An 11130-nucleotide genomic window follows, 5' to 3' on the forward strand; every position below is an offset into this window, starting at 1 on the left:
CGTTGGCTATCTTTGGCAATAGACCTATGTACCCTTATCTTTGCCGATATATAGGGCAGAACCTTGTTAAAAAAATCGAAGTATAATATTGGATTCCAAGTTTGAAAACGAAGCGAACACCTAGGCCAAGGAATATTGAAAGGTGAAATAAATCTATCAGGACCTTCTTTAAAGTTTTTAAAATAATTTTAAAGTGGTAAAAACTGATCATATGAGTAAAAAGAAAGCTTTTGCATTGCGATTAAATGAAGATATGCTGAAAGCCATTGAGAAATGGGCTTCGGATGAATTTCGTAGTGTAAATGGCCAAATAGAATGGATGTTGATGAAGGAACTAAAAGAGGCCAAACGTGCGCCCAAACAAAAAGAGGAATAATTTTAAACATACTTCAGACAGGTGCAATAAGTACCATTGAAACAACTCCATTACCTATTTTGTACTTAAAACTTATCTTTGCCAACAAATTAATTCCAAAAACCTAAACCCAGTCCCCCAATATGGATTTCAAAATTTTATGTTCCGATTTGGATGGCACTTTATTGACCTTTAAGGATAATGTCTCCGATTTTACAATTTCGGAAATCAAAAGAATAAAGGACCATCTAAGGATTATACTGGTCTCGGCCAGAATGCCGCAGTCCATGACCTATATTCAAAAAAATCTAGGCATAGAAAATGAACCCATTATATGTTACAATGGGGCGTTGGTACTGCACGGTTCAAAAGAATTGTTCTCCACTTATATCAATATGGACCAAATAGCCTCAATATATGACATGGCCAACAAGGTCGGAATTCAGCTGGGCCTATATTCAAAAAGCGAATGGTATGTAGAAATGGACTCTGAGCGCGTACTAAAAGAAATAAAATATACTAAAACCCTTCCCACCTATAGGCATACCCAAGCCACCATTGAGGACTGGAGGGATAGAAAAATTGGAGCCCATAAAATTATGCTGATGGGAAACAAAGAAAATACCGACGGTCTTTTCCCGATACTTCAAAAAAATTTCAACCAAACCCTGAACCTGTATCGTTCCAACGATACCCTGATCGAAATTGCCCCAAAATCGGTTTCCAAATTAACCGCCATTAAACTGTTGCTGGAAGACCATGAAAGTTTAAACGACGTTATTGCCTTTGGTGACAATTACAACGATATGGAAATGCTTCAAAACGTAGGTCGTGGAATAGCGGTAGCCAACGCCCGTGAAGAAGTAAAAGGTATTGCCAGCGATCTTGCCCTGAAAAACTCTGAGGACGGGGTGGCCCATTATATAAAACAGCATATTTTAATTTGATTATATTTGGCGGAACTGAAAAGCCCTATTGAACTAATTTTTATATGAACGAACCAATTATTACCAATGATACCGTTGTATTTGGACTACTTACCCTTTGTTTGGGATTTATATTTTACACCTCTTCCTTAAAAACTGGTTTTTGGAGTAAATTCTACAATATAGTACCTGCCGTTCTAATGTGCTATGTACTGCCTTCCATATTGGCCAGTAGTGGTTTAATATCGGACGAGACCTCCGGTCTCTACTTTATGGCCAGTAGATATTTGTTGCCGGCGGCCTTGATTTTAATGACCTTGAGTATTGATCTTAAAGCTATTGCCAATTTGGGATCAAAAGCCCTGATCATGTTCCTTACCGGTTCGGTAGGAATCATAATAGGTGGGCCATTGGCAATTTTATTAATATCCATATTCTCTCCTGAAACCGTTGGCGGAAACGATTTTGATGCCATTTGGAGAGGTCTTGCCACTATTGCCGGTAGTTGGATCGGTGGGGGAGCCAACCAAGCTGCAATGCTCGAAATTTATCAGTACAATCCGGACAAATATGGCGGAATGGTTTTGGTTGATATAGTGGTCGCCAACGTTTGGATGGCCGTTATTTTGTTGGGCGTAGGAAAAACAAAAAAAATAGACCGTTGGCTTAAGGCGGACACCTCTGCTATTGAAGAACTTAGAATAAAAGTTTCCAAGTTCACCGAAAAAATAACCAGGGTCCCCACATTAAAGGATTATATGATGATGCTGTTTTTTGCCTTTACGGGGGTTGGTATTTCCCATTTTTTTGGGGATTATATCAGTTCATATTTGACCAGCACCTTTGAAAGCGTAAGCGATAATAAAAGTTTTCTATCCTTTTTGGGTTCCAGTTTCTTTTGGATGGTAGTTCTGGCAACCGTAGTGGGGATAGTACTCTCCTTTACCAAGGCAAAGAATTATGAAGGGGCCGGAGCAAGTAAATTAGGCAGTGTATTTATCTATATCTTGGTGGCCACCATAGGTATGAAAATGGATTTGGGCAAGGTTTTTGAAAACCCGGGCCTAATTGCTATAGGGTTTGTGTGGATCACGATTCACGCTGTTTTGCTGATCGTTGTTGCCAAATTGATCAAGGCTCCCTATTTCTTTCTTGCCGTGGGTAGTCAGGCCAACGTAGGAGGTGCAGCCTCTGCCCCTGTGGTAGCTGCGGAGTTTCACCCTTCATTGACCTCGGTCGGTGTTTTACTGGCCGTTTTTGGCTATGTGGTAGGTACTGGTGGTGCCATACTTTGTACAATTCTCATGGAAATTGCATCAAAAGTTTAAAATTCAATAAACTTTAATGATATTTGCGCTTCAAAAAAAATAATATGAAGAAAATTTTAATGGTCGCGGTACTGGCAATAATTATTAGCTCTTGTGGGGGCGGCAGTACTGAAAATACTATGACCGTTACCGGAAATGTAAAGGGGCTGAAAAAAGGGACCCTTTATCTGCAACACATTGCGGATACTACCTTGGTCACAGTTGATTCGCTTGTAGTGGATGGGGATGGTAATTTTTCCTTTACCACGGAACTGGAAAGTCCTGAGTTGTTCTACCTATACCTTGATAAAAAGGATAACAATAGCATAAATGACCGAATTACCTTCTTTGGGGAACCTGGAACAATAACCATTAATACCAATTGGAACACCTTCGACCTTAATGCGAAAATTGAGGGGTCTAAAAGTAATGAGAAGCTAAAGGAATATCTGGAAGTAATGTCCAAGTTCAACACTAAGAATTTGGAATACGCAAGGTTGAGTATGGATCCCAATACCCAAAGTGACTCTGTTGCTTTTGATTCACTTCAAGATTTAACCGAAAAAAATGTTAAGAGAGGGTACCTCTACGCCATTAATTTTGCGTTGAACAATGCAGATTCCTATGTAGCACCTTACATTGCTGTAAAGGAAGTTTCAGATGCCAACCTTAAATATTTGGACTCTATAAACAATACGCTCTCTGTTGATGTAGCCAATTCCAAGTACGGTAAGGAATTAAAAGAACATATTGAAAACCTTAGGAAAGAAACTAAAGAATAAAAAAAAGCATCCAATAAATGGATGCTTTTTTTAAATACCTACTAAGGGAAATACTACCCTAATTTATTAAGTTGTTCAATTAAAGAACCTGCTCTGGTTTCCAATTCCGCTTTAACGGATTTTAAATGGGCCGGTCTGTTCTCCACCGACTTCTGGTTTACTTTCGCGATCAACTCGTCAAAGACTTCTATTGCATTATCTATTATTGCATTACCTTCTTTTGAATTTTGCTTATTTCCAGAAGCTTCCACTAAATACACCGCTTCAATAATATCTCCTAAAACGTAATTAATGTCTTTCTTTAAATCTTTTATACTTGCCATTGGTAAATTTTTTTTTGCAAAAGTAATCATTTTCAGATAGTAACCTCTAAAAGTTTTGCACTCGTTGTTATTATATTTATTTTTTTGGACTGTGCGGGCACTAAAGTGGTCTCCCCTTTTTTTATGGAAACCGAGCCAAATTCATTAGAAATTGTCGCCTTTCCGCCTACACACATGTATATGGTGAACGAATCCCTTTTTTCAACATCCAATTCCAGATCCTTGGTAAGCTCTAAAATGTTGGTATTGAAATAAGGACAGGAAACCATATTATTTACACTGTCTTTTTTATCGGAATATTTTACTTTAAAATCATCTTTCTTGGTGTAATCTATAGCGTCCAGGGCCAAATCGGTATGCAATTCCCTTAAATTGCCATTTTTATCCTTCCTATTAAAATCGAAGACACGATAGGTAATATCGGAAGTCTGTTGAATCTCTGCCAGCAAAACTCCAGCACCAATAGCATGCATTTTACCAGTATTTATAAAAAAAGTATCCCCTTCCTTTACACTTTCGTAGTTCAACAAATCCAACAGAGTATCCTCTTCAATACTCTTGGCATATTCTTCCTTGGTCACATCCCTGTTAAAACCTACTATTAACTCCGCACCTTTATCTGCATCCATAATATACCACATCTCCGTTTTTCCAAAGGAATTGTGGCGTTTTTTGGCCAATTCATCATTGGGATGCAATTGGATGGACAAATCCTGTTTGGCATCAATAAACTTAATAAGTATTGGGAATTCCTTACCAAATCGTTCAACAACGCTCTTTCCCAATAATTCTTCCGGATATTTGTTGATCAATTCCTGCAAAGAAGTACCAGATAAATCACCATTGGCTACTACTGAAACGTCCCCTTTCACTGTAGAAAGCTCCCAACTTTCCCCTGTAATGTCATTTTCAATGGGTTTTCCCAAAACATCTTTTAATTTGGTACCGCCCCAAAGTCGCTCTTTAAGGATAGGATTGAATTTTAAAGGGTATAAGTTCATTCTGATTGGTATTAGGTATTTGTATTCTATTTATTAAATTGATTAACCTGCTTAAAAGGTAGTTTCATAATTTTTCACAATTCTGATTGATAATAATAAACCTCAGCTATCCGGAGAAGGTTACATAATTTCTTGGCGTTTCGTATAGTACAACTTCCAACTCGTTTGAAGCTGGAATATGGGGTCTAAGCTGGTTCCAAATATAAACTGCAATATTTTCCGCTGTGGGATTTAACGTCTTGAACCATTCCACCTCCACATTTAGATTTTTATGATCCAGTTGATTTTCAATTTTTTCCCTTATAAGCTCCTTTAAGACTTTCATATCCATGACAAAGCCCGTTTCCTTATCTATTTCTCCTGTAACACTAACTATGAGCTCATAATTATGGCCATGAAAATTGGGGTTATTACATAATCCAAAAACATTATCATTTTTTTCAAAACTCCACTCTGGTCTATACAACCTGTGAGCAGCATTAAAATGAGCTTTTCTACTTACCTTAACTTTCATATTGCCGTATTGTATTGCGAAATATGGTTGTAAAACTTATCGAAAATAATTTTGAACCAGGCTGTGTATTTCTCTGGGGAAGTAAGCATATCCTGTCTAATATCTACAGGTTTCATCCATTTCCAAGACGCAACCTCCTCTGGGTTTATGTGTGGTTCCCCATTGTAGTGCCCTATCATCACATGATCCAATTCATGTTCGGTAAGACCATTGTCAAAAGGAGCTTTATAAATAAACGAGAACAACTCCTTCAATTCCGTCTCAAATCCCATTTCTTCTTTCAATCTTCTCTTCCCTGCCTGAATATTGGATTCTCCCTCCCTCTGATGACTACAACAGGTATTGGTCCACAAAAGCGGGGAATGATACTTATGACCTGCTCTTTGCTGAATCATTGTTTCTCCCTTATCATTCATTATAAAAACTGAAAATGCCCTATGGAGCATAGCTTTTTCATGGGCCTCCATTTTTGGCATCAGACCAATTTGAACATCAAATTCATCAACAAGAATTACATTTTCCTCTTCCATTTTGTAAAAATAAAACCTTTCCCCAATAATAAGGGTTAAGTGCGTCATAAAAATTAAATACTTTAAAGCTGGAGGGTCTTATTGCCTTTTCCCTAAAGAAAGGTTGAAAGAGATAGATTCTACCACGAACGTTATCCAAATAATTTCATTTTAAGATGTAATGAAAATTGGCATAAATCTTTAGACACGGGCAGCGGACGATTTCCGTATGTGAATATAACTTTCAGACTAAGCTTACGAGGCAAGTGGTCAAAATAATTCTTAAACCCTCAAGGTCAACCAAGAAGCATTGAATTTAAGACAGCTTTAAAAAGTAGGTGTTGGTTAGTTCATCATATTTCAATAAACCTATGGCTTATGAAATACGGATATCACTTATGAAATTTCTGATAGGCTTTTAGAAGAATCTAGGCGATTTTAAATTGCCTAGCTCCTTGATGAAGTCGTACCGTAAAATAATCTCAAAGGATCCATCATTAAAGGTAGCTTGTCCCAACTCGGTTGTTTCTTTATCATAAGCCATTCCAATTAGAAAAGAATTAGAGATATTGAAACCTACCATGGCACTTAATGCCGCATCCCAGCGATATGCCGCTCCAACAATAAATTTGTCGTTGAGCATAAAATTGGCAGAAACATCTACTTGCACAGGTGCACCTTGAACTATTTTGGTTAAAAGGGCCGGTTTAAATTTTAAATTGGTATTCAGATCGAACACATATCCGGTTATCAAATATAAATTCATCTGTTCCTTTGCTGTAGACAAAGCTTCACCATCAAAATGTGTCGTCTGTAAAAATCGAGGTACTGATAAGCCTGCATAGAATTTCTCGTTGTGATAATATACTCCAGCACCTATGTTGGGCGAAAATTTATTATCAATATCCTGTTGTAAAGTAGGATCTGGCCCACCTGGGTTGGTATAATCTTGATTAAGTTCTGAAAAACGTATGTCCAACATATGGGCACTGGCCTTTAAACCAAAACTTAATCTTCCTTCTTGGGAAGTATATACGGTGTATGAAAAATCTCCATCAAAATAAGTTTCTGAAGTGGGGCCAATTTTATCGTTTACAATTGACATGCCCAAACCCACTCCCCTGTAGCCTATAGGTGAGTGTAAATTTAGTGTCTGGGTAGTAGGGGCTCCATCCAAACCCACCCATTGGGACCTATGTAATGCTGCAATACTGATATGTCCCCTGGAACCTGCATAAGCAGGATTTACACTTACCGTATTGTACATATACTGGGTATATTGGGCATCTTGTTGCGATTGTACCGTGTTACTAACCAACATGACTATGGCAAATAAGTACCACAACAGCTGATTGGAATCTAGGATATTTTTTAGAAGATTTGGCATCTTTTATCTGTTTATGTAAATGTATCCCGTAAGGGTCGTCATCTTTCCACCGGCCGATGGACTATAGTCCAAAATGTAGAAATAAGTTCCTACCGGCAATTGATTATCCTTTGCAACGGTCACCCTACCTTCAGAAGTACCGTCGAAATAGTTGGAATCATTATTATAGGCTTTGGTTGCATAAACCAATACTCCCCAACGGTTATATATTTTGATGGTATTGTTTGGATAATTTTCTATTCCCTTTATGGTCAGAACATCATGAATTCCATCATTATTCGGTGTTATAACGTTAAATACTTCCACTCCATCATCCAATATGATTAAATCTGAATCCAAATAATTAGGAATACCATCCTCATCAAAATCGTCGTTGGCATAATTTCCATCCCCATTTTCATCTTCATCAATAGTAAGTATTCCGTCATCGTCATCATCGGTATCCCTGTAATCAACTTCATCATCCCCATCGGTATTGGGCAGATCATTGTAGGGATCATTTATTTCATCGTTAACATCAATATCAATAGTTGTACTGCCTTCATAACCATCATCCAAACCATCATTATCTTTATCCGAACCAATATAAACTACATCCGGAATACCGTCATGGTCGTGATCATGACCTTCAATACTGTCCGGAACATTATCGTTATCACTATCCTCGTCCAAGTAATCTGGCAAACTATCCCCGTCCGTATCTATTGGGAACAAGCCAAGATTGCCATTGTTTTCATAGGCATCGTCCAGACCATTATTATTGGCATCTACACCACTAGGTTGAATATAACCTTGGGTGGTTTGTGCTTCAACGTTATCTGGAATACCATCATTATCACTATCAATATCCAAGTAATCCGGTATACCATCACCATCGGAATCCGTTGGATCTGTAGACGGATCATTATCACCATCCAAATTAAGATCTTCGAAACTGTCCAAAATTCCATCGTCATCACTATCAATATCAACTATTCCAAGCGGATTCACCAATATATTGACGTTGGCAGTACTACAATTTGATTGATCATCACATATGGTGTACGTAAAAAGATCATTGCCTACATAGCCATTGTTGGGAGTATATGTTACCGTATCGTCCCTAAGATCATTAGGTGTACCATTATTATTTACTACTACATTGCCATTGGATGGACTTGTGGTAGTTATGGTTCCCAGGATAGGGATATCATTGTCGTTCACCAAAATATCTATATCAACAGGCATATTTTCCAAGGTAGCCACAGAATCATCAAAAGCATCAACAATAGGAAGTACGTCCACATTTACAGTGGCTGTACTACAATCTCCCAGGGAATTACAAATGGTATAGCTAAATGTACTTGGACCATTGTAATTAGGATTTGGAACAAAAGTTATGATATCATCCGATGGATTATTTGGTGTACCATTATCATCAATAAGAACGTTCCCATTAAATGGATTGGTTGTAGTTAAAATCCCAGTTGTAGGCAAATTGCTATCATTATCAAAAATGGGAACTACCACGGAAGAATCTTCATTAACCGTGATAAAATCGTCCACCAAAACACTGGACTGCTGTAAACAAACCACAGTAAAATTTGGCAGATCAAAGGAGTTCCCTGCCTTGGTTACAGTGGCAGTATAGCGCACTACACTCTGCGTGGCAATCACCGTAGGTCTTAGTTGATCCCCACTAACTGCCGGAGACCAACTTATGGCAGCACTGGCACCCACATTATTGGATATATCCATCGTTACCTCATTATCCGGACTCGTACAATCCGTTACTATAAAATAACCAGTAGCATTTGATCCACACAGGGTCCCGTCATATGTTGCAAAATAAATCCCGGAGGATGTTACCTCGTAAAAAAAATCGGTACCCAAAACCGTAGAAGTGTCGGAAGCCTCGTACCATTTGTAATTATGTTCATCGGTACTGTTGGGTGCCTGCAACAAAAATTGCGCATTGGCCCTATTAGCACCAAAGAATATGGTTACAAGGGTAACAAAAAGAAATCTATATATGTGTTTTGGTTTCAAACTCCTGTTGTACCTAGTTGGTTTATTTATTCTATTATTTTACTACAAATACTACGTTGATCAATGAATTGTAATCTGTTGGTGTTGCAATCACATTATAGGTCATTACACCAGATGCATTTATAGTCACACCGCTAAAAACCGCAGGATCAAAATATGTAACATAGTAATATAACTCTGTTGCGGCATAAGTGGGTATTGCTGTTGGTGCTCCGGCACTAGAAACTGCAGGCGTTGCAAACTGAGCCGTATATTGCGAATACAGATCAATTGTCCTACCACTACCTGTTGTTGATGCATCTACTGCAATTGAAGGTGGATAGAAAATTCTAGCAGCCTTAGAAGTAATTGGTGCTATAGCATCTATCACTTCTTTAACCGTAGTTTCTGTTGTAAACCCTTGTGCAACAGATTTGCCAGCATCATCAACGTCAATAGGTACACGTAAAAGAACTTCATCATCATATTGATCATCGGTATTATCCAAATACACCGACAAATCGATAGGTGTTGCTGTTGGATCACCAGTAAGACTCAATATATGGGAAGCCAGACTTAAATCTTGATCATCCGTTGCTGGATCCCCTGCTGGACCAGTTGCTCCCGTTGGACCTTGGGCACCTGTAGCTCCAGTTGGACCCTGAGGACCTGCTGGACCTTGAGGACCTACAGCACCATCTATACCATCAGATCCGGCTGGACCTGCTGGACCTTGGGCTCCTGTATCTCCTTTGGCTCCGGTTGGCCCCTGAGCTCCCGTAGGACCTTGCGCTCCCGTGGCTCCTGTATCACCAGTATCTCCTTTAGCACCAGTTGGCCCCTGAGCTCCCGTAGGACCTTGGGCACCTGTGGCTCCTGTGTCACCAGTATATCCTTTGGCTCCGGTTGGCCCCTGAGCTCCAGTAGGACCTTGCGCTCCAGTAGCTCCTGTAGGACCTTGCGCTCCCGTGGCTCCTGTATCTCCCGTTGGACCCTGGGCACCAGTTGCTCCTGTGTCACCTGTATCTCCTTTGGCTCCGGTTGCCCCCTGAGCTCCAGTAGGACCTTGGGCACCTGTGGCTCCTGTGTCACCAGTATCTCCTTTAGCACCAGTTGCTCCTGTGTCACCTGTATCTCCTTTGGCTCCGGTTGGCCCCTGAGCTCCCGTAGGACCTTGGGCACCTGTGGCACCTGTGGCTCCTGTATCTCCTGTTGGACCCTGGGCACCGGTTGCTCCTGTATCGCCAGTATCTCCTTTGGCACCAGTTGGGCCTTGAGCTCCCGTAGGACCTTGGGCTCCAGTAGCTCCTGTAGGACCTTGCGCTCCCGTGGCTCCGTCACTACCCGGAGGTCCTTGTGGACCTGCCGGACCTTGTGGACCGGTATCAGGATCAATCCAAGAATATATTCCTGAGCCGTCGGTGGAAAGCACTTGTCCGCCTGTTCCTCCCGCCGGTAATTCTATTTCATTATACGGATCATCATCAGCATCACGAATATCAATTGTTGTACTACCTCCTCTTTCCAAGGCTATATTTACTGACTCATTCACACTAACAACTGAACTACTAATTCCCTGATTATCTGTATTTAATAAAGATTTATCTACCCACTCTACTGTACCGGTTGCATCGGTAACCATTACCTTATCATTACCACCGCTTAGTATATTTTCTGTCTGTACCGCATCGTCGGCCAGTTTAGCATTGGTCACCGCATCGGCAGCCAATTCTGTAGTTCCCACGGCCCCGGCAGCTATCTCAAGGGTAACATCACCTAATAAAGCATTTCCATCGCCACCTACCGTTAGATCGGAGGAAGTAATGTTACCATCACCAGTAATCGCTGTACCGTCTACTTCCAATGCTCCGGTGGTCGCGTTCTGTACCAATCCGCTTCCCGCAACGTCAGCGTTGATCTTGGATGCCGTTACGGCATCATTGGCCAATTCGTTCGCCGTAATACCTCCCGTGGCCACATCCAATGTATACGGACTTACAGTAGTACCCGCTCCTGAAC

The 11130-nt window shown here is 40.2% G+C and carries 10 protein-coding genes and 1 pseudogene; 4 read left to right on the forward strand and 7 right to left on the reverse strand.

The annotated features are described in order from the left end of the window. Nucleotides 1-211 precede the first annotated feature (211 nt). The 4 genes from MWU82_RS22155 (at nucleotide 212) to MWU82_RS22170 (ending at nucleotide 3370) form a co-directional block, all read left to right on the forward strand. Entirely contained in the window at nucleotides 212-376 is a 165-nt protein-coding gene (locus tag MWU82_RS22155) for an Arc family DNA-binding protein (RefSeq protein ID WP_215947190.1), read from the forward strand. Between the two features lie 122 nt (nucleotides 377-498). Then, on the forward strand, nucleotides 499-1302 hold the full coding sequence (locus MWU82_RS22160; protein WP_247097963.1) for a Cof-type HAD-IIB family hydrolase: 804 nt from the start codon (nucleotides 499-501) through the stop codon (nucleotides 1300-1302). A 44-nt stretch (nucleotides 1303-1346) separates the two neighbouring features. Further along, nucleotides 1347-2609: a DUF819 family protein gene (locus MWU82_RS22165; RefSeq protein WP_215947192.1), complete on the forward strand. Its 1263-nt coding sequence runs from the start codon at nucleotides 1347-1349 to the stop codon at nucleotides 2607-2609. A 44-nt stretch (nucleotides 2610-2653) separates the two neighbouring features. Then, the gene (locus MWU82_RS22170) at nucleotides 2654-3370 is read left to right on the forward strand and encodes a DUF4369 domain-containing protein (protein ID WP_215947193.1); all 717 of its coding nucleotides are present in this window, start codon (nucleotides 2654-2656) and stop codon (nucleotides 3368-3370) included. 53 nt (nucleotides 3371-3423) lie between these two features. On the opposite strand, the gene MWU82_RS22175 is transcribed toward MWU82_RS22170, so the two are convergent. The 7 genes and pseudogenes from MWU82_RS22175 to MWU82_RS24315 form a co-directional block, all read right to left on the reverse strand. Then, nucleotides 3424-3693, reverse strand: a complete 270-nt coding sequence (locus MWU82_RS22175) for a hypothetical protein (RefSeq protein WP_247097964.1) — start codon at nucleotides 3691-3693, stop codon at nucleotides 3424-3426. Nucleotides 3694-3725: 32 nt separating this feature from the next. Further along, nucleotides 3726-4694 (reverse strand): type I phosphomannose isomerase catalytic subunit, encoded by a 969-nt coding sequence (locus MWU82_RS22180; RefSeq protein WP_247097965.1) that lies wholly within the window; start codon nucleotides 4692-4694, stop codon nucleotides 3726-3728. Nucleotides 4695-4800: 106 nt separating this feature from the next. Further along, complete coding sequence (locus MWU82_RS22185) at nucleotides 4801-5208, reverse strand: 6-carboxytetrahydropterin synthase (protein ID WP_247097966.1); 408 nt, start codon at nucleotides 5206-5208, stop codon at nucleotides 4801-4803. Then, nucleotides 5205-5738, reverse strand: a complete 534-nt coding sequence (gene idi, locus MWU82_RS22190) for an isopentenyl-diphosphate Delta-isomerase (RefSeq protein WP_247097968.1) — start codon at nucleotides 5736-5738, stop codon at nucleotides 5205-5207. Before idi ends, MWU82_RS22185 begins: the two co-directional genes overlap by 4 nt. 397 nt (nucleotides 5739-6135) lie before the next feature. Then, the gene (locus MWU82_RS22195) at nucleotides 6136-7104 is read right to left on the reverse strand and encodes a type IX secretion system membrane protein PorP/SprF (RefSeq protein WP_215947196.1); all 969 of its coding nucleotides are present in this window, start codon (nucleotides 7102-7104) and stop codon (nucleotides 6136-6138) included. 3 nt (nucleotides 7105-7107) lie between these two features. After that, nucleotides 7108-9132, reverse strand: a complete 2025-nt coding sequence (locus MWU82_RS22200) for a gliding motility-associated C-terminal domain-containing protein (RefSeq protein ID WP_247097967.1) — start codon at nucleotides 9130-9132, stop codon at nucleotides 7108-7110. 34 nt (nucleotides 9133-9166) lie between these two features. Beyond that, nucleotides 9167-11130 (reverse strand): annotated as a pseudogene (locus MWU82_RS24315) (hypothetical protein); the annotation flags it as partial.

Source organism: Arenibacter sp. S6351L, assembly GCF_023016025.1.
In the GTDB taxonomy this organism is placed as follows: Bacteria; Bacteroidota; Bacteroidia; order Flavobacteriales; family Flavobacteriaceae; genus Arenibacter; species Arenibacter algicola_B.

What these genes read in the sequence shown, in the direction of transcription:
- MWU82_RS22175 (WP_247097964.1), bottom strand. Translation starts at nt 3,693, where the DNA reads ATGGCAAGTATAAAAGATTTAAAGAAAGACATTAATTACGTTTTAGGA.
- MWU82_RS22185 (WP_247097966.1), bottom strand. Translation starts at nt 5,208, where the DNA reads ATGAAAGTTAAGGTAAGTAGAAAAGCTCATTTTAATGCTGCTCACAGG.
- MWU82_RS22170 (WP_215947193.1), top strand. Translation starts at nt 2,654, where the DNA reads ATGAAGAAAATTTTAATGGTCGCGGTACTGGCAATAATTATTAGCTCT.
- idi (WP_247097968.1), bottom strand. Translation starts at nt 5,738, where the DNA reads ATGGAAGAGGAAAATGTAATTCTTGTTGATGAATTTGATGTTCAAATT.
- MWU82_RS22160 (WP_247097963.1), top strand. Translation starts at nt 499, where the DNA reads ATGGATTTCAAAATTTTATGTTCCGATTTGGATGGCACTTTATTGACC.
- MWU82_RS22180 (WP_247097965.1), bottom strand. Translation starts at nt 4,694, where the DNA reads ATGAACTTATACCCTTTAAAATTCAATCCTATCCTTAAAGAGCGACTT.
- MWU82_RS22195 (WP_215947196.1), bottom strand. Translation starts at nt 7,104, where the DNA reads ATGCCAAATCTTCTAAAAAATATCCTAGATTCCAATCAGCTGTTGTGG.
- MWU82_RS22165 (WP_215947192.1), top strand. Translation starts at nt 1,347, where the DNA reads ATGAACGAACCAATTATTACCAATGATACCGTTGTATTTGGACTACTT.
- MWU82_RS22155 (WP_215947190.1), top strand. Translation starts at nt 212, where the DNA reads ATGAGTAAAAAGAAAGCTTTTGCATTGCGATTAAATGAAGATATGCTG.